The organism is Saliterribacillus persicus, from assembly GCF_003337485.1.
Taxonomy (GTDB): Bacteria; Bacillota; Bacilli; order Bacillales; family Amphibacillaceae; genus Saliterribacillus; species Saliterribacillus persicus.
The window spans coordinates 128,818-147,679 of the sequence record NZ_QPJJ01000009.1; the positions used below are offsets into that span (position 1 = coordinate 128,818).

General features: G+C 34.6%; 24 protein-coding genes and 1 other annotated feature. Of the genes, 22 read left to right on the plus strand and 2 right to left on the minus strand.

Annotated elements, in window-relative coordinates; translation table 11 throughout:
• The first annotated feature begins 4 nt into the window (after positions 1-4).
• The 12 genes from minC (at position 5) to pheA (ending at position 9,245) form a co-directional block, all read left to right on the plus strand.
• A complete protein-coding gene (gene minC / locus DFR57_RS11750; RefSeq protein WP_281270490.1) occupies positions 5-688 on the plus strand; it encodes a septum site-determining protein MinC in 684 nt (227 codons plus the stop codon).
• Positions 681-1,484, plus strand: coding sequence for a septum site-determining protein MinD (gene minD / locus DFR57_RS11755; RefSeq protein ID WP_114353402.1), 804 nt, complete (start codon positions 681-683; stop codon positions 1,482-1,484). Before minC ends, minD begins: the two co-directional genes overlap by 8 nt.
• 251 nt (positions 1,485-1,735) lie before the next feature.
• Positions 1,736-2,500: a M23 family metallopeptidase gene (locus DFR57_RS11760; RefSeq protein WP_114353403.1), complete on the plus strand. Its 765-nt coding sequence runs from the start codon at positions 1,736-1,738 to the stop codon at positions 2,498-2,500.
• The gene (locus DFR57_RS11765) at positions 2,487-3,335 is read left to right on the plus strand and encodes a site-2 protease family protein (RefSeq protein ID WP_114353404.1); all 849 of its coding nucleotides are present in this window, start codon (positions 2,487-2,489) and stop codon (positions 3,333-3,335) included. Before DFR57_RS11760 ends, DFR57_RS11765 begins: the two co-directional genes overlap by 14 nt.
• A 23-nt stretch (positions 3,336-3,358) precedes the next feature.
• Complete coding sequence (locus DFR57_RS11770) at positions 3,359-4,810, plus strand: ribonuclease E/G (protein ID WP_114353405.1); 1,452 nt, start codon at positions 3,359-3,361, stop codon at positions 4,808-4,810.
• Positions 4,811-4,846: 36 nt separating this feature from the next.
• Positions 4,847-4,923: a sequence feature (ribosomal protein L21 leader region), on the plus strand.
• A 13-nt stretch (positions 4,924-4,936) separates the two neighbouring features.
• Entirely contained in the window at positions 4,937-5,245 is a 309-nt protein-coding gene (gene rplU / locus DFR57_RS11775; protein WP_114353406.1) for a 50S ribosomal protein L21, read from the plus strand.
• A 12-nt stretch (positions 5,246-5,257) separates the two neighbouring features.
• Positions 5,258-5,590 (plus strand): ribosomal-processing cysteine protease Prp, encoded by a 333-nt coding sequence (locus DFR57_RS11780; RefSeq protein WP_114353407.1) that lies wholly within the window; start codon positions 5,258-5,260, stop codon positions 5,588-5,590.
• 13 nt (positions 5,591-5,603) lie between these two features.
• Positions 5,604-5,894, plus strand: coding sequence for a 50S ribosomal protein L27 (gene rpmA, locus DFR57_RS11785; protein WP_114353408.1), 291 nt, complete (start codon positions 5,604-5,606; stop codon positions 5,892-5,894).
• A gap of 131 nt (positions 5,895-6,025) precedes the next feature.
• Positions 6,026-6,568, plus strand: a complete 543-nt coding sequence (locus tag DFR57_RS11790; protein WP_114353409.1) for a Spo0B domain-containing protein — start codon at positions 6,026-6,028, stop codon at positions 6,566-6,568.
• A 6-nt stretch (positions 6,569-6,574) separates the two neighbouring features.
• Positions 6,575-7,855 carry a GTPase ObgE gene (gene obgE / locus DFR57_RS11795; protein WP_114353410.1) on the plus strand — a complete coding sequence of 427 codons (1,281 nt, stop codon included), beginning with the start codon at positions 6,575-6,577 and terminating at the stop codon, positions 7,853-7,855.
• A gap of 40 nt (positions 7,856-7,895) precedes the next feature.
• On the plus strand, positions 7,896-8,345 hold the full coding sequence (locus DFR57_RS11800; protein WP_114353411.1) for an ACT domain-containing protein: 450 nt from the start codon (positions 7,896-7,898) through the stop codon (positions 8,343-8,345).
• 18 nt (positions 8,346-8,363) lie between these two features.
• Positions 8,364-9,245 (plus strand): prephenate dehydratase, encoded by an 882-nt coding sequence (pheA, locus tag DFR57_RS11805; RefSeq protein WP_114353412.1) that lies wholly within the window; start codon positions 8,364-8,366, stop codon positions 9,243-9,245.
• Between the two features lie 138 nt (positions 9,246-9,383).
• On the opposite strand, the gene DFR57_RS11810 is transcribed toward pheA, so the two are convergent.
• Positions 9,384-9,911, minus strand: coding sequence for a transcription repressor NadR (locus DFR57_RS11810; protein WP_114353413.1), 528 nt, complete (start codon positions 9,909-9,911; stop codon positions 9,384-9,386).
• A 208-nt stretch (positions 9,912-10,119) separates the two neighbouring features.
• On the opposite strand from DFR57_RS11810, the gene DFR57_RS11815 reads away from it, so the two are divergent.
• The 5 genes from DFR57_RS11815 (at position 10,120) to DFR57_RS11835 (ending at position 13,455) form a co-directional block, all read left to right on the plus strand.
• A complete protein-coding gene (locus DFR57_RS11815; RefSeq protein WP_114353414.1) occupies positions 10,120-10,785 on the plus strand; it encodes a LysM peptidoglycan-binding domain-containing protein in 666 nt (221 codons plus the stop codon).
• A gap of 113 nt (positions 10,786-10,898) precedes the next feature.
• Positions 10,899-11,333 carry a hypothetical protein gene (locus DFR57_RS11820; RefSeq protein WP_114353415.1) on the plus strand — a complete coding sequence of 145 codons (435 nt, stop codon included), beginning with the start codon at positions 10,899-10,901 and terminating at the stop codon, positions 11,331-11,333.
• A gap of 156 nt (positions 11,334-11,489) precedes the next feature.
• Entirely contained in the window at positions 11,490-12,239 is a 750-nt protein-coding gene (locus DFR57_RS11825) for a YebC/PmpR family DNA-binding transcriptional regulator (protein WP_114353416.1), read from the plus strand.
• A 113-nt stretch (positions 12,240-12,352) separates the two neighbouring features.
• Positions 12,353-12,673 (plus strand): hypothetical protein, encoded by a 321-nt coding sequence (locus DFR57_RS11830; RefSeq protein ID WP_114353417.1) that lies wholly within the window; start codon positions 12,353-12,355, stop codon positions 12,671-12,673.
• 227 nt (positions 12,674-12,900) lie between these two features.
• Positions 12,901-13,455: a BofC C-terminal domain-containing protein gene (locus DFR57_RS11835; RefSeq protein WP_114353418.1), complete on the plus strand. Its 555-nt coding sequence runs from the start codon at positions 12,901-12,903 to the stop codon at positions 13,453-13,455.
• Positions 13,456-13,474: 19 nt separating this feature from the next.
• Here the strand turns inward: DFR57_RS11835 and DFR57_RS11840 are convergent, their stop codons facing one another.
• Positions 13,475-14,632 carry an MFS transporter gene (locus DFR57_RS11840; protein WP_245937454.1) on the minus strand — a complete coding sequence of 386 codons (1,158 nt, stop codon included), beginning with the start codon at positions 14,630-14,632 and terminating at the stop codon, positions 13,475-13,477.
• A gap of 128 nt (positions 14,633-14,760) precedes the next feature.
• On the opposite strand from DFR57_RS11840, the gene DFR57_RS11845 reads away from it, so the two are divergent.
• The 5 genes from DFR57_RS11845 to queA all read left to right on the plus strand — a co-directional run bounded on the left by DFR57_RS11845 (position 14,761) and on the right by queA (position 18,845).
• Complete coding sequence (locus DFR57_RS11845) at positions 14,761-15,879, plus strand: NAD(P)/FAD-dependent oxidoreductase (RefSeq protein ID WP_114353420.1); 1,119 nt, start codon at positions 14,761-14,763, stop codon at positions 15,877-15,879.
• Between the two features lie 103 nt (positions 15,880-15,982).
• A complete protein-coding gene (gene ruvA / locus DFR57_RS11850) occupies positions 15,983-16,582 on the plus strand; it encodes a Holliday junction branch migration protein RuvA (protein WP_114353421.1) in 600 nt (199 codons plus the stop codon).
• 19 nt (positions 16,583-16,601) lie between these two features.
• Entirely contained in the window at positions 16,602-17,603 is a 1,002-nt protein-coding gene (ruvB, locus tag DFR57_RS11855; protein ID WP_114353422.1) for a Holliday junction branch migration DNA helicase RuvB, read from the plus strand.
• A 5-nt stretch (positions 17,604-17,608) separates the two neighbouring features.
• Positions 17,609-17,800 (plus strand): DUF2905 domain-containing protein, encoded by a 192-nt coding sequence (locus DFR57_RS11860; protein ID WP_170132973.1) that lies wholly within the window; start codon positions 17,609-17,611, stop codon positions 17,798-17,800.
• Positions 17,801-17,813: 13 nt separating this feature from the next.
• Positions 17,814-18,845: a tRNA preQ1(34) S-adenosylmethionine ribosyltransferase-isomerase QueA gene (gene queA, locus DFR57_RS11865; protein WP_114353424.1), complete on the plus strand. Its 1,032-nt coding sequence runs from the start codon at positions 17,814-17,816 to the stop codon at positions 18,843-18,845.
• The last annotated feature ends 17 nt before the right edge of the window (positions 18,846-18,862 follow it).

Here is an 18,862-nt window from a genome sequence, read left to right on the forward strand (position 1 = left end):
TTTCGTGACAAATAGGCCACTAATTACGATAAAAGGTACAAGAGATGGTTTAACCTTATATATGGATGATAATTGTTCCTTTGATGTACTTATGGAAGAACTCGAAAAGATTTTATCTAGGGAGCAAACAGATGAAGATGACCCTTTAATTACTGTTAACATTCAATTAGGTTATCGTCTATTACATAAAGAAAACGAAGACAGGCTAAGAGAAATTATTAGAAGAAAAAATAAATTAGTCGTTCATCGAATTGAATCTGAAGTAATAGAGAAAAAAGAAGCCTTAAAATGGAAAGATGAAAGTGATATTAAGTGTTATACCCAAATTGTTAGGTCAGGACAAGTTCTTAATATTACCGGCGATCTTCTGTTGGTTGGTGATGTTAACCCCGGTGGTAAAGTAATGGCTACAGGTAACATTTTCGTATTAGGAAGCTTAAGAGGAATTGCGCATGCTGGTGTAAACGATAATAAAAAAGCAGTTATTGCAGCTTCCTACATGGAACCAAGTCAACTAAGAATAGCAGATTTAATAAGTAGACCTCCTGATCAAGAAGCGGATGGCGTATACATGGAATGTGGTTATGTTGATGCAAAAAGAAACACCATTATTATGGATCGATTAAGTATTCTTGGAAAAATTCGTCCAGACTTAAATGGTTTAGAAAGGAGAATTTTAAATGGGTGAAGCAATTGTTATTACGTCGGGTAAAGGTGGCGTTGGTAAAACAACAACCACAGCTAATCTAGGCACATCATTAGCACTATTAGATAAAAAAGTTTGTTTAATTGATACGGATATTGGACTTCGGAACTTGGATGTTATAATGGGTCTTGAGAATCGAATTATTTACGATATTATAGATGTTATCGAGAAAAGATGTAAATTAAATCAAGCTCTTATAAAAGACAAACGATTTGAGTGTTTGTATCTTTTACCAGCTGCCCAAACAAGTGATAAGTCTGCCCTTACTCCTGATGGTATGATAGAAATTATCAATGAGTTAAAGCCTGAATATGACTATATTCTTATTGATTGTCCTGCTGGAATTGAACAAGGTTACAAAAATGCAGTGGCAGGAGCTGATAAAGCTATTGTAGTAACTACTCCGGAAAAGTCTAGTGTCAGGGATGCAGATCGGATTATAGGTTTACTAGAGCAGGAAAATATAGACCCACCGCACTTGGTGATTAATCGAATTCGAAATCATATGATGAAAAATGGGGATATGCTCGAAGTGGATGAGATCGTACAAATTTTATCTATCGACTTATTAGGCATTGTTGCTGATGACGATGATGTTATTAAAGCCTCTAATCACGGAGAGCCTGTAGCTTTTCAGCCAAATACTAGAGCCTCCATAGCTTATCGTAATATAGCAAAAAGAATTTTAGGAGAATCTGTTCCGCTTCTATCATTGGATGAAAAGCCAACATTTTTAGACAAAATGAAAAACTTTTTCGCTATTCAAAAACGAAAATAATAGCTTAATATAATCAAACTATATTATACCTAGAAAAAACTTGCCAAATGGCGAGTTTTTTTCTTGTACTATAAGGAAAACAAAGGCTTTCAACATAGACTTAGCGATAAGCCTTCGTTTTTTTCAAAATTCTACAAATATGAACACAATGCAGACTGTAATACTATCTCCATAAGAATAAAAGATCCTAGAATATTTTAAATTCCTTTTCATAGAATAGTACAAACCTTCTGAAAAGGAATGAGTTCAATATGAATAAAGATGTTAATCGCATTAGAAAAAACATAGCAAATAGAAAAAATGTGAAATATATTCCTATTAAAAACGAAAAAGATCACAATCTATCCTCTCGTTTATTTCAGGTTAACGATGAGGAAAGACATGGTCATATGGAATCGGTAAGGTATGACGAAAATAAAGCTGCAACATTTTCGTATAAAAAGGTGTCTATCAAGTGGTTGCTTGCTGCACTTTTATTCATCGGTATAACAGGTTTGCAAATGGTACAAGCACCATGGCTTAATGAGTCAAAGAAAGTGGTATCAAATGCGTTGTCGGAAGAATTTCCTTTTGCAACAGTTAATCAATGGTATCAAGCCCAATTTGGAAGTCCACTTCTTATGCAGTCCATGGAAGAGGCTGCTTATAAAGGCGCAGTTGCTCTACCGGTAAATGGCACGGTTCAACAATCTTTCTATGAAACCGGTGATGGAGTTTTTATCCAAACAGAAGACAAAACGGATGTTATCACATTAGAAGAAGGCACGGTTATTTTTGCTGGAAATGATTTGAAAACCAAAAAAACAATTAAAATCCAGCATCCTGATCAAAGTATATCCACTTATGGTTTTTTATCTAGCATTGAAGTGAACCAATATCAAATGGTGGCTAAAAATCAACTTGTTGGTACTTATTTACCAGAAGAAAACAATACATCCGCCTTTTATTTTTCACTTCAAAAAGATCAACAATATATTGATCCGGTAAAGGTGATTCAAGTCCATGAAACACCTTAGATATTTTTATATCATTCATTTACATCCAATCTTATTCATAATATTATCACTTGCCTTTGTTACAGGGATGATTATGGAATTTCTTGTGATTTTTGGAATTGTTCTATTTCATGAATATGGTCACTACTTTTGGGCTAAACACTTTGGATGGAAAATAGAAGGGATTTACCTTTGGATATTTGGAGGTGTGATGCACACAGAAGCAGATTGGAAAAGACCAATGAAGGAAGAAGTAATCGTTACGATCGCAGGTCCTTTGCAGCATCTTTGGATATACTTAGCTCTATATTTTGTAACTCCACTTGATATTCTACCAGAGGCAACGATTCAACTCATCCATTATTATAATATACTAATCTTGTTTGGTAATCTACTTCCAATTTGGCCGTTAGATGGGGGGAAGCTTCTTTACCTTTTCTTTAGTTTCTTTTTATCTTTTTTAAATGCATCTCGTTATATTATTACCTTTTCGGTAACATTCATTTTAATGTTTACTGTTTATTTGTTATTGCGTGTTAATTTACCATTAACAGGTTTTTTTCTTTTAGCTTTCCTTATCTGGGAAAATAGAATAGAATGGAACCGTCAATCGCATTTATTTCTGCAATTTTTATGGCAACGGTTTGTACATACACACAAACCCGATCGCTATTGTCAAATATATTCCAATTTGGACGCTTCTTTAATTTCTATTTTAAAAAAATTCAAGCGATATCATTACCATCAAATATACTTAAATGATAATAATAGAATGATCACGATTTTAGAAGATAAATGCTTAGCTGCTTTTTTTAATAAAGAGGAGCAGTTATTAAAAATAAAACAACTAATTTAATTGGATAAAGAAATGAGGATATTATGACTACACTATTATTCCAAACTAAAACTACGGAAAGAATGGGAATAGTCGTTCAAAATAATACAATTAAAGAAATAATGGTCGACCGACCTGATAATAATTTGTCAGCAGGAACAATCCTTATAGGTAAGGTAAGAAATATAGAAGAAGGCTTGAAGGCAGCTTTTATAGATTTGGGACTAGAAAAGCCAGGGTTTTTACCAGAAAATGAATATCCGTTAAAAGATAAAGCTCATTTTAATTCTGACCTTTCAGAGGGCGCACGGACTATCGTTCAAGTTACAAAAGAAGCTTATCAAGATAAAGGACCGAAGTTAACTGCAAATATTACAATTACGGGAAAAGGATTAATCTATTTGCCTTTCGGGGACTATGTTGCTTTCTCAAAAAAAATAGAGAATGAAGCTCGTGAAAAATATCAACCAATATTTCGTGAGAATCTAAAAGGTACAGAAGGTGTTATTATTCGTACCCATGCTGAAAAAATGACAGTTGATGATTTGTTAAAGGAATTAGATTATTTACGAATGAAGTGGCAGGATATAGTTGAGAGTAGTAAAGCTACAAAAAAAATAAAAGTAATACATCAACCAAAAAAATCACCAGAGCAATTGATAAATCGTTATTTATCAACCGATATAGAGCATGTCTACATAGATGATCCGCAAAGTGCAAATGTACTTAGAGAAATGCATCCAAACTTACGTGATAATATTATTTTTGAGACAGAGATTGAGAAGCTGTTACCCATATCAATTGATGGTTTAATTGATCAAATTCTCACACGAAGAATTACTGTGGATAAAGGTGTTCGGCTTTTCTTTGACCAAACAGAAGCAATGCACATCATCGATATTGATAGTAGTCAGTACCATAGTAACAAAGATAAAAAATCGATGGTTCGTAGTGTGAATGAAATTGCCGCGTATGCTATTGCCGATGAGATTAGGAAAAGAAATCTAGCCGGTATTATCATCATTGATTTTATTACGATGAGGCATCCCAAAGATAGAAAACATATTATTGATTGTTTAAAAGACGCTTTTATAAGTGACCCCACACGGACAGAAATATATGGATTCACTAAACTCGGCCTTTTAGAAATGTCAAGAAAACGCGAGTCAAATAGTATGTTAGAGTTATTTGGTGAAGCAAGTAGAAATCATGAAATGAAAAAAAATAATACAAGCTATGGATATAGTTTGGAAAGATATCTTAGACAGTTGCAAGTAAGGAATGTAGAGGCAATTGCCATTAAGATACATCCAGAAGTTGCTAAAACCTTTAAAGATAACGTAATAGATGTTTTGAAGTCGTCTATTTATGTAGATCTATATTGGGAAGTAACAGATCAAGTAGATGGTTTTGAAATAATTAGAGAAGGCTCAACGAATTTAGTAAATGATTGGCTCAGTGAAAATGACAGAGAGAACATTGACAAGGTACTTTAATTTATGGTATGATCGATTCGTTATTCTTCGTAGCACCCGTTGCTACAACCGCGCAGATCAGGTAATAAGCTTTTTGAATGTAAAGCACCTGTATGGCGAGTCTTAGTCTAAGAGGAGGTGCATATTATGTACGCAATTATTGAAACTGGTGGTAAACAAGTTAAGGTAGAAGAAGGTCAAGTGATTTACGTTGAGAAATTAGCTGGTGAAGTTGGTGACTCAGTAACATTTGATAAAGTACTAGTAGTTGGTGGCGACGATACTAAAGTTGGTGTTCCATTTGTTGATGGAGCAACGGTTACGGCTAAGGTTGAAAAGCAAGGCCGTGCTAAAAAGGTTACAGTATTTAAATACAAGCCAAAGAAAAACTACGCTCGTAAACAAGGTCACCGTCAACCATACACAAAACTTGTTATCGACAAAATCGATGCATAAGGTTTGTGAGCGATGATTCAAGTAGTAATTAATCGTGTTGATCAAAAAATTAAAGCTTTCGAAGTATCTGGTCACGCCGACAGCGGGCCCATGGGGCAGGATTTAGTCTGTGCGGGTGTATCTGCAATTACTTTCGGAGCTGTCAATGCAATAATAAAGTTATGTGAGATAGATCCAATAATTGATCAAGCTGGTGATGAAGGTGGTTATCTACGTGTAGAGCTTCCAACTGAACTTCCTTTTATGTCTAAAGAAAAGGCTGAATGGTTATTAGAAGGAATGCTAGTATCACTAGAAACTATTGAATTAGATTATGATCAATTTATATCCATCTCTGAAAAATAAGGAGGTGCAAGACATGCTACGTCTTAATTTACAGTTTTTCGCATCGAAAAAGGGTGTTGGTAGTACAAGAAACGGTCGTGACTCTGAGTCTAAACGTTTAGGTGCTAAGCGTTCTGATGGACAATTTGTTACTGGTGGTTCAATCCTTTTCCGTCAACGTGGAACTAAAATTTATCCAGGTGTAAACGTTGGTCGTGGTGGCGATGATACGTTATATGCTAAAACTGACGGTGTTGTTAAATTCGAACGTTTAGGTCGCGATCGCAAAAAAGTGAGTGTGTATCCTTTAGCGCAAGAAGCATAATATACACAATGAAAAGACTCTAGCCTATTATTAGGTTAGGGTTTTTTTGATACAGAGATGAAAGGCTTTTAAATGGATGAATATCCATGATTACTATGCTATAATTTCTTTAATTAAATGAGGTGAAGAGATTGACTAATGAAGCGGAAATAATGCAAGCAATCAGACATTATCGTCATGATTATTTAAATGATCTGCAGCTTTTGCATGGATACGCTCAATTAGGTAAGTGGGATAAAGTAAAAGAAAAAATGAATATGTATGTTCAAAAAGCAAATAATGAACGTGAGTTAGATCAACTAAATATTCCAAAAACATCTCTTTATATTTATCGTACGAACTGGGAAACAAACAATATCCAATTGTCCTTTTCTGTTAATAAAAAGGTGGATATAGCAAGTAATTCTAATATCGATGAAAGTTTAAAATATCATTTGGAAGAGCTCATAAATGAGATTCATTTTTATGAAAATCCAAATGAATTAATCATAGCTGAGCTCGACATGGAATTAGAAACGAGTGAAAAATTAAACATTCGATTAATACTTGCCCATAATTTTAAAGATATAGTTAAATTAACAGAAAAACTGAAGAATAAAAAATTTATAGCAGATATCAAAGAAAATAGGAATGATCACCTTATAATTAATTGGGTGGAAATAGAGAGAAGGTGAAGCATAATGTTTGTAGATCAGGTCAAGGTTTATGTGAAAGCTGGTGACGGTGGTAATGGAATCGTAGCATTTCGCCGAGAAATTTATGTTCCCATGGGTGGACCAGCTGGTGGAGACGGAGGAAACGGTGGAGATATCATTTTCGAAGTAGATGAAGGATTAAATACTTTGATGGATTTTCGCTACCAACGTCACTTCAAAGCAAAACGCGGGGAAGCTGGAATGAGCAAAGGAAAGCATGGTAAAAATGCGGAACCCTTAGTGCTAGCCGTTCCTCCAGGTACTACGGTCAAGGATGCCAATACGGGGGAATCATTAGCAGATTTAACAGAACATGGTCAACGTGCGGTTATTGCTAAAGGTGGACGAGGTGGACGAGGGAATATTCGTTTTGCGACAGCAAGAAATCCTGCACCTGAGTTAGCTGAAAACGGTGAACCAGGAATAGAACGGGATATATTTATTGAATTAAAATTAATCGCAGATGTTGGGTTAGTTGGCTTTCCAAGTGTTGGGAAATCGACCTTATTATCTGTCGTTAGTGCTGCAAGGCCAAAAATTGCTGATTATCACTTTACTACATTAGCACCAAATCTGGGTGTGGTGGAAACAAAGGATCAAAGAGGTTTTGTAATGGCTGACCTTCCTGGTTTAATTGAAGGCGCACACGAAGGTGTCGGGTTAGGTCATCAATTTTTACGGCACGTTGAACGTACGCGTGTTGTGGTTCATGTAATAGATATGGCAAGCTCAGAAGGACGAGATCCGTATGAAGATTATCTTACTATAAATGAAGAATTAAAAGCATATGATCCGACGATTTTAGAAAGACCACAAATTATTGTTGCAAATAAAATGGATATCCCAGAAGCGCAAGATCAATTGGAGCTTTTTAAGGAACAGCTAGATGATAATGTGCAAATTTATCCAATATCTACGATTACAAGGGAAGGTATACAGGATCTATTATTTGCAGTTGCTGATAAATTGGATAGTATACCTAAAAATAATAAACCAATCGATGAAAAACCTGAGCGAGTGGTTTACCGTTATCATCCCGAAGCTTCCGGTTTTGATATTAGTAGAGAATCTGATGGTGCATTTGTTTTATCCGGAGAGAAAATTGAAAAATTATTTAAAATGACAGACTTCACCCGTGATGAATCAGTTCAACGATTTGCTAGACAGCTTAGAGGTATGGGTGTCGACGAGGCTTTACGAGAAAAAGGGGCACTAGATGGAGATACCGTTCGTTTGTTGGATTATGAATTTGAATTCAAAGAGTAAAGTTTAGTGGATCCATTCACATGAAAAGGAGACGCTTAATATGGCTGAAGGCAGTGAAAAGTTTTTTTTGGTGAGAGAAGATTTTTTACCAGACGGAATGAAAAAAACACTAGAGGCTAAACAATTATTAGAGCGAAAAAAAGCTGATTCGATCAATGAAGCTGTAAAAAAAGTAGGCGCTTCAAGAAGTGTTTATTATAAATATAGAGATGCTGTCTTCCCATTTCAAAAAATGGTGAAAGAACAAATGATCACGCTTTTTTTCCATCTTGAAGACCGAACAGGAGCATTATCCCATTTGCTCTCTGTGGTCGCTCAAGCAGGCTGCAATATATTAACGATTCACCAAACGATTCCGTTACATGGAAAAGCAAATGTGACACTATCCTTAAATACTTCCGCAATGAGCGTTGAAGTGGATCAGCTTTTATATCAACTTAAACAAATAGATTTTGTCGATCAGGTAGAAATTCTAAGTTCAGGTGTATAGTATAGGGGGAGCTTTACAATGGCAGGAGCAATAGGTTATTTAGGACCAAAAGGAACTTTCACTAAAATAGCAGTAGATTCAATGTTTAATGGTGAAGTAAAAAAAAGCTATAAAACAATTCCTGAATGTGTCGATGCTATTCAGGATGAAGAAGTAGAATATGCAGTCTTACCATTGGAAAACACAATTGAAGGAACGGTCAATATAACGTTAGATTATTTGATTCAAGCGAAAGAAGTGAAAATTGTCAGTGAAGTGATCGTTCCAATACGCCAGCATTTAATGGTACATAAAGATAATGTGAAATCTTGGAAAGAATTAGACGTGGTTTATTCACACGCGCATGCGATAGCACAATGTCATACTTTTTTACATGATGAATTTAAAAACGTAGAGCCGCAAACGATGACTTCAACAGGGGCAGCTGCTGAATTTGTGAGCAAACATCCTGAGCTTAATATTGGAGCGATTGCAAATCATTTAGCAGCTGAAGCTTATGAATTAGCAATTGTTAAAAAGGATATTCATGATTTCAGTAATAATCATACGAGATTTGTTGTGCTTCATAAAAAGGATATTCCTTTAACTTCAACTAGATTAGAAGCAAAAGGAAATAAGACAACTTTAATCATTACATTACCGTCTGATAATCCGGGAACTCTCCACCAAGTATTAGCAGCATTTGCTTGGAGAAAATTAAATTTATCTAAAATCGAATCTAGACCAATGAAAACAGGTTTGGGTAATTATTATTTCTTAATTGATATTGAAGCGAAAATGGATGACATATTAATTCCAAACGCAATTGCTGAAATGGAATCCTTAGGGTGTCAGGTAAGTGTATTAGGAAGTTATCCATACTATTTATATAATGGAAATGGAGTAACGCTTACGGTATAATCGTAAGCGTTTTTAATATGGAAGTTAGAGAGTAAATCAATATTGTTTATAAGTACTTAAATTTGTCTAAAATTATTGAATAATTAAGTATAAGAAAATGACACATCTTTTTTTATGAAGATGTGTCATTTTCTTTATTCATTCAATAATGATATCTAATTCTTTTAGAGCGTTATGTGCAGCATCTATTTTTTCTTTCGTGTCAGCTTCAACCGTATGAAGATGAACACCGTTGGTAAGTTCTAATAAATAGGGAGCATTTGTAGATTTTACTTTATTTAAAAACTGGTCTACTTCAGCTCGACTACTAACCATAACTGCAGCTTTTAAATCACCATATATAGGGTGCTCTATAATAACGTCTTTGACCGTTACTCCGTGATCGACAATTGTATATAATTCTTCTTTTGTTTGTTCTCTCGTGTGATTACAGGCAAAAACCTGTTGGAAATTATTATTGGTATTTGTTTTTTCTAAATATATATAACCATTACTTGTCGCTAATATCGGTTCATCTTTAGCTTTTAATAAGGAGATATCTTGAACGATTACTTGTCTACTAACGTTAGCTTTATTTGCTAATTCTGTTCCAGTTAAAGGTTGTGAGCTCGCTTTTAACCAATTAATGAGTTTTGTTCTGCGCTCATCTCCAATTAATTTTTTCATCGTTAAACCTCCAGTATATTTGCTCTATAAGCCATGTCATAGTCATATTTTATCAAAGGACAATGGATTATGCGAATAACTCTCTTCATTTTTTATACTTAGAAAGTTATAAATTTTTATCAATTTTCTAGGCTCGATGCATAGGCTATAAAGTAAAGATATTTTTAAAACTTTTTATAGAGAAGGAATGAAGAGAGGAGAGTAAGAAATGAGCATGCACGTCGTTCAAAAGGGAGAAACATTATGGCAAATATCAAAAAATTATGATGTGGATTTCGAACAATTAAAAAATTTAAATAATCATTTATCTCATCCAGAAATGCTTTTACCAGGAATGAAAATAAAAGTACCTGAGAAGGTTACTCTAACCAAAGCTAAGCAAAAAGAAAAACCAACTCCATACCCAATAGTACCGAAGCTTCATGAGGATGATGAAAAAAAAGAACCGCAGTATATGGAACCAATACCGCATTCACCAAAGCCAACACCCAACAGCTCACCTTTAAAAAATGATAAGCTTCCTCCAATGCAACCTGAATATCCAATGATACCGCCTGGACTTACGAAAGAACAAATGACACAACACTCGATACACGTACCTAAATTACTAGCTTCACCAATAATCCCTCATCATGGAGGGCATCCTTATCCTTATCAAAAGGGTTGTTATCCTTATAACCAAATGCCACAAGCTCCAATGCCTTATCCCAACCCAATTTATTGTCAACCTAAAGTGAATAATATGCATAGTCATCCTATGCATAATTATAAACCAATGCCTTTATTTCCTCATCCTATTCATCCTATGAAGCAATGGGGGGCAGTAGGACCCAAAAATCCCCCAGCCTCAGGTGGATGTGGATGTAATCGCTAAAACAATTAAAATGAAAGAAATACAATTAGAATTAAATTTAAAGATAAAATTTCCACTAAAAGTATGATTAAAAATTCTCTTCTCACACATTATAGATGTGAGGAGGTTTTTTTATGAAGCTATATTCAAGTATATACTTAAGTATTTTTCTGTTATTATTGACGGCCTGCCAAGCAGAAGAAAATAAACAATCACAACCAATTCAACAACGTTCTGAATTAAATTATGTGAGTCAGAATGAGGATTCAAAAGATATTGGCAATACACAAAAACTGTCTGTAACTGAACCGACTTCTAAAGATATTGAAAATATAAGGATAGAGATAGAATCCATAGAAGAAGTAAAGGTTGCTCAAGTGCAAGTACAGCAAGATAAAATGTACGTTGGTGTTTCTATGCATCCAGAAGTAGATCCATTAGAAGCGGATTATGTGCAAGGGGTTATTGAAGCGTTATTAGATGATATATCTCCAAATGTAGATAGAGAAGTTTCCGTTAATGCGAGCCATTTATGGCAAATGCGTAATTTAGATGGAATAGGTAAATAAGATATACTTTTGATCTTTTCTTCAAGCTCTGGCTCTGGGTAGCTTGTTATTTTCAATAATCTGTTCTTATGGTAAAGTATAGATTAGATTGTGAATTAACTAGCTATCATTCATTACTGAGCATAAAATAAAGAGTTTAGAGAGAGGAGTTTTTTTATGGCAGGACATTCAAAATGGAAAAATATCCAGCGGAGAAAAAATGCACAAGATGCAAAGCGTGGAAAAGTTTTTATGAAATTAGCTAAAGACATATACATTGCAGCAAAACAAGGTGGAGGAGATCCTGAGATGAATCCCTCTTTACGTCTAGCTGTAGATAAAGCGAAAGCAAGTAACGTGCCAAACGAAAATATAGATCGTGCCATCAAGAAAGCTACAGGTGATTTAGATGGTGCAAACTATGAAGAGCTTATCTATGAAGGCTATGGACCTGGAGGAGTAGCTGTCATGGTTGAAGTTTTAACTGATAATAAAAATAGAACGGCTTCAGAATTGCGTCATGCTTTTAGTAAGAATGGTGGTAATTTAGGAGAAAATGGTTGTGTAGCTTTCATGTTTAATCGTAAGGGCTATATTGTAATTGAGCAGTCTACCACAGACGCTGATGAAGACACGATGATGCTTGAAGTCATGGAAGCTGGTGGAGAAGAAATGGAAACTTCAGAAGGAGCGTATGAAATTTACACGGAACCTGAGGATTTTCAATCTGCCAAAGAACAATTAGAAGAAAATGGATATACTTTAGAGACAGCAGAAATTACAATGATTCCTGAGACATTATCAGAAGCTTCAGAAAAAGATGCACTTAAAATGGTGAAACTGGTTAATATGCTTGAAGAAATGGAAGATGTGCAAGAAGTGCATCACAATTTGGATGCGGACGAAGAAATATTAGTTCAAATTTAGTGACATTTTTTCATTGATTTGTCAAATAATATACACAATATTCCCCTTTAGACAACCTCTATAACTGTTATGATGAACACATAGAACTTATCTTACTCAAAGAGGTGTTTGAAATGATGATTCAAAAAGAATGGGCACTTAAGGAACAACCAAATGAACTAAAAGAGAGTGCTGATTGGTTGAAAAACATTGAATCTACGGATCAAGAGTATTATGTTATTTATCAAAAGCAAGAAGGCAAGGATCGTGAGTTTAAATTCAATAAGGTTAAGGAACTAGATAATGAAACATTTAAGTTTTCTTATCATTTAGAGAATGAACTTGAAGGAGTTCGTTACTATAGTGGTGAAGATATTGTTTTAGATAATGAAGATATTATACATGTATTCAAAATCGACCCAAAAGATTATGATTTTCTAGTTTTTACCGACTAATTATTAGTCGGTTTTTTTTTATGGAAAGCAAAACCATAAATTTTTTACTCAGAAGTTCAAGCGAAGTAGTGAAAATTCATTGTACGAAGTAAAAGAAAAACTAATATATGCGCTAAAGAATGAACGAAAGCAAGTTTTTACAATGGAACTTTGCTTTCGTATAAAAATTAAATCTATTGTCCAAACTATAATTAGAAGGCTCACATTCTATTTATGGGGTGGGAAATATGAAAAAAAAACACACGAAAATATTTTTTATGTTCCTTATTTTGGTTTGTACTGGTTGGTTTTTATCCGTTTATTTATTAGGAAATGAACCAGACAGTAAAATACAAGAGACGGTAAATGAACCAGTGATCGCTCAATCTCCACTCGAAATGAAGGTTATTATACAGAAACATTATATTGATGGACAAATTGAAGAGGATTCTTTTAACGAAGTGATAGAATCGATGCAAGATTTTTGGTCAATGTATAGTGGTTTTGAAGTAGTTGATCAAACCCAAGAAGAAATAATTTTTAAACAAGAGATAAATGATATATCACCTACGATCAAAGAAAATGGTTATTTTGGGCTGCAAAATAACATTTTAACAATCTTCGAGGGCAAACCAACTGAGGAAAGAGTTATAGATGCTTTCTATCCGGTTAGTACAGACGAGTTAAAAAGTAGTACGTATGAAAACTTAGAAAAAGGGATCAAAATAGATTCAAAAAAGACTTTTCTTCAGATTCTCAAAAGGTATCCAAAATCAAAAGAAAAGTCTCAATCAATGTCCTAAACTAAAGGAGCGGTAAACACTATCGCTCCTTTAATCTTGTATATCGGTAGCTGAGAAAAATGGCGATGGTAGCAAGAAATGTAATACTTGCCATTATTCTATACATGTTTTCTGAGCCGAGGGAAGTGAAAATACTGCCGCCAACTGTACCACCGACTGCTCCCCCTAAACCAAAACAAACGGAAGTTAGTAATGCCTGACCCGTACTCCTTAAATGATTAGGTACGAAGCTAACAGCCGTTTGTAAGGCTACTAACCAGAATAATCCAAAAGTGATTCCTTGTGTAAGCTGTAATGCTGTAATTATTTCAGGCGAATCTATTAATCCATACAGTAACCAGCGAATCGTATAGAAGATAGCAATCAATCCTAATAAAAATAAGTGATTGTAATGCATTATTCGCTGTGAGAGGTAATAAAAAACAGGGACTTCACTAAAGGCTGCTAGTGCCCAGGCAAGTCCTATTAGTAATTCAGTTCCTCCTAATTCTTCTAAGTGCAGAACAATCATCGTATCATTCATACGGTGCGGGATCATCACTAAAAAACATAGAAATAGAAAATACATAAAATTTTTATTTTTTAATATTTGCTTCACACCTTGAAGGCTAACTGGAGTAGAGGATTGATTTTTATCTTTTAGAAATATAGTTAAAATAATCGTACCCAACATCAATATCCAAAAAAGAATATAAATTTTATCAATGCCAATAAAAGATAGAACGGGTCCTGAAATAACTGCTGTTATCGCAAAGCCGATAGAGCCCCATAATCTAATCTTTCCATACTGATTTTGCCTCTTTTCCCCTAAACTTTTAATCACCATACTGTCGATCAAAGGGGTGGAGGGTGATAATGCAAAATGAAAAGCGATAAAAGATATGAAAACAACTATAAATTCTCCACTAAAAAAGATAGTAAAGGTTGTGGCAATAACTGCAAAGTATAAAATAATTAGTATCCCTTTTATCGTTTTATACTTATCACTTAGATATCCGACGAAGGGCTGAGCAATAATACTCACCATAGGCGCAATTCCCATGATCATTCCTATTTCAACTGGGGAAAAATTTCGAAAATACAAAAATAATGGTAAGAAGGGAAGTATGATGCCTTTACTGCTCATATTTAAAAAAGTAAGTGCTTTCAAAAAACTTATTTGCTTTTTCCATTCCATATTTGACATCCTCTGTTTACATATGATTGTATCAATGTATCATAGAAGGAAGGCTGTATCATGTAATATGCTCTAAAATTGTCGAAAAAAATCGTAAAGTTTATTATAGAAGAATGAGGAGAATCTATTTGTCTAAATATATTGTTATTGGTGCTGGAATTTTAGGAGCTTCAGCAGCCTATCATCTAAGTAAAGAGGGGAAAGATGTTACTGTTATTGATAGGTTTGATAAAGGTCAGGCTACAGAGGCCGGGGCTGGTATTATTTGTCCCTGGTTAACCAATAGAAAAAATGAAGATTGGTTTAAGCTTGTCACGGAAGGTGCCGCGTATTATCCGCGTTTAATTAAAGATTTGAATGGGTTAGGGATAAAAGATATAGGTTACGATCAGGTTGGCGCTATAAATATTTTTGACACAGATGAAAAGTTAGATCAAAAATATAAAATAGCCAAAGAAAGACAACAGCAATTTCCTGAAATGGGTAAAGTATCGAAGCTTTCTTCTAAAGAGGCGCAGGAACTTTTCCCTCTCCTATCTGATGAATTTGGCGCGATTCATATTAGCGGAGGAGCAAGAATTAGCGGAAAAAATATAAGAAATGCATTGCTATTAGCTACAGAAAAAAATGGAGCTAAACTTTTAAAAGATAATGCTAAATTAACAGCTAATAAAACGGGAAATGTTAGTGTCCATGTAGATGGAAAAACCTATCCGTCAGATAAAGTTATTATTACTGCAGGTGTGTGGGCGGAAGAATTATTAAACCAACTCGGATTCAATCTTTCTATAAGTAGTGAAAAAGCACAGATACTACATCTGTCTATGCCAGAGCAGAAAGTGAAAGTTTGGCCGGTAGTGATGGCTCCTTTTGGACAATATATGCTAAGTTTAACGCCGGATCGAATCTTGATAGGTACAACACAGGATACGAATGATACTACTTCACTATCAACTGTTAAAGGTGTGGAAAGTATTTTAGATAAAGCTCTTCATATAGCACCAGGTATTAAAAATGCGACATATATGGAGACAAAAGTAGGTTTTAGACCTTTTTTCAAGAAGGCTATACCGGCAATTGGCTACCTTCCTGGTTATTCGAATATTCTTTTTGCAAATGGATTAGGTGCCTCTGGCCTTACAAGTGGTCCTTATATTGGTAAAGAATTAGCTTGCTTAGCTGTAGAAAATAAAACGGAATTAAATTTAGATAGCTTTACATTAGAACATGTAGTTTCCAAAAGATAAGTATTATACACTTTTTAGATTCTTGTAATTATGAAAGGTTTATTTATACGAACGTACGATTGTATGTTAAAATATATAAAAAGAGATTGAAAGGGAGAAATGAATGATTGCCTATGTTAAGGGAATAATTGAAGAAATTACAGATACCGCTGTACATATTGAAGCAAATGGAATTGGCTATGAGGTAATAAGTGCCAATCCTTTTATTTTTCAATCATATATAGGAAAAGAGCAAAAAATATATACCTTTCATTATGTGAGAGAAGATACACAAGTACTATATGGCTTTAAGAAGCCGGAAGAAAAAACATTATTTTCTCAAATATTAAATGTATCTGGAATTGGTCCAAAGGGGGCACTTGCTATTCTTGCTTCTACCTCTGTGAAAGATTTTGTAATAGCGATTGAACAAGAGGACGAAAAGTTTTTAACAGGATTTCCTGGAGTAGGAAAAAAAACTGCCAGACAAATGATTCTAGACTTAAAAGGAAAATTACCTTTTCAATATCAATCCACAAATGATAATCTGTTTACGGAGCAAGATACAAATGAAAACATAGCGTTACAAGAAGCAAAAGAAGCACTGAAAACTTTAGGATATTCCGATAAAGAAATAAAACAGGTACTACCAATTATTCAACAAGAACCAGATTTAGAAGCGGATGTTTATATTCGAAAAGCTTTAGCTCAGCTTATGAAGTAACTAGAAAGGCGGTTATAGGATGGAAGAAAGAATGGTTTCTAGTGATCAAAAGGAAGAAGATTTAAACAACGAACTTAGCTTACGTCCTTCGAATTTATTACAATATATTGGTCAAGATAAAGCTAAAGAAAACTTAGCTATTTTCATAGAAGCTGCTAAACTTCGAAATGAACCTCTCGACCATGTGTTGTTGTATGGTCCCCCTGGACTTGGAAAGACCACGATGGCTGCAATTATCGCAAACGAGATGGGGGTGCAGTTTAAAACAACATCTGGCCCAGCTATTGAAAGAACGGGTGACCTCGCCGCGATTCTTTCATCATTAGAGATTGGGGACGTTCTCTTTATCGATGAAATTCATCGCTTGCCAAGAGCTGTTGAAGAAATACTGTACCCCGCGATGGAGGATTTCTGTCTAGATATTGTTATTGGTAGTGGCCCAAGTGCAAGGTCCGTTCAATTAGACTTACCTCCATTTACTTTAGTTGGGGCAACTACAAGAGCTGGGTTATTATCTGCACCATTACGTGATCGTTTTGGAGTTTTAAGCAGGTTAGAATTTTATGAAACAAAAGATTTGTGCGCGATAGTGGAACGTACTTCAGACATATTTGAAGTAACTATTGATAAAGAAGCGGCTATAGAAATTGCGAGAAGATCAAGAGGCACACCCCGAATTGCAAACCGATTACTTAAACGGGTCAGAGATATTTCTCAAGTGAGAAGAGAACCATCCATTAGCATTGACACAACGAGAAAAGCCCTTCAAATGTTACAAGTGGATCAAGAAGGACTTGATCATATAGATCATAAACTTTTACTTGCCATTATTGAAGGATTTCAAGGTGGTCCAGTAGGAATAGACACACTTGCGGCAACAATCGGAGAGGAATCACAAACGATAGAAGATGTATATGAACCATTTTTATTACAACAGAGCTTTATTCAAAGAACGCCAAGAGGAAGAGTTGTGACACCAAAAGCATATAGTCATTTAAATATGGAGGTGCCAAAATCTTGACGGAGATGGGAAAAATCTTTATTGTAATAGGGGTTGTATTAATTATCGTAGGTCTATTATGGGGATTTATTGGAAAACTACCTGGTGATATATCTTTTAAAAAGGGTAACTTTTCTTTTCATTTTCCTATCATGACTTCTATTATAGTGAGTATTATATTATCTCTTATTTTTTTCATTATTAGTCGTTTTCGATAGAAGGAGTAAGGCAATGAATATTGAAGATTTTGATTTTGAGCTACCTGAAGAATTAATAGCACAAACACCGCTTATAGATCGCACCGCATCAAAAATGATGGTTTTACATGCGGCTGAAAATACAATAAGTCATGAACGATTTTACAATATTAGTAACTATTTAAAGCCTGGTGATTGTTTAGTATTAAATGATACCAAGGTTTTACCAGCTCGACTGTATGGAAGTAAAACAGATACTAATGCTAAAGTTGAAGTTTTATTGTTAACACAGGAACAAGACGATAATTGGGAAGTACTTGTAAAGCCTGCCAAAAAAGTGAAAATAGGAACAACGATCACTTTTGGAGATAACAAATTAACTGCAACATGTATCAAAGAATTAGAGCATGGAGGAAGGATTCTCCGTTTTTCTTACTCAGGTATTTTTTATGAGGTGTTAGATGAGCTTGGTGAAATGCCACTACCTCCTTACATCAAAGAACAGTTGCCTGACAAGGACAGATATCAAACTGTTTTTGCAAAAGAACAAGGTTCAGCGGCAGCTCCAACAGCAGGTTTGCATTTTACAGAAGAGCTTTTAGATGAAATTAAATCGAAGGGTGTAGAAATCGCATTTATAACTCTGCACGTAGGATTAGGCACTTTTAGACCTGTAAGTGTTGAAACAATTGAAGATCATCATATGCATGCTGAATTCTATCGAATGACGAAAGAAACAGCAGACCAATTAAATCAGGTTAAGAAAAAAGGTGGAAGAGTTATTTCAGTTGGCACAACTTCAACTCGAACACTTGAAACAATTGCTCGTGACCATCATGGTGAATTTAAAAACTGTAGTGGATGGACGGATATTTTTATTTATCCACCATATACTTTTAAAGCTATTGATGGTTTGATAACTAATTTTCATTTACCTAAATCAACCCTCATTATGCTTATAAGTGCATTTGCTGGTAGAGAGTTTATTTTAAATGCATACCAAGAAGCTGTAAAAGAAAAATATCGATTCTTTAGCTTTGGAGATGCGATGTTAATATTTAAGTGAAGAAATGAAGAAGGGAA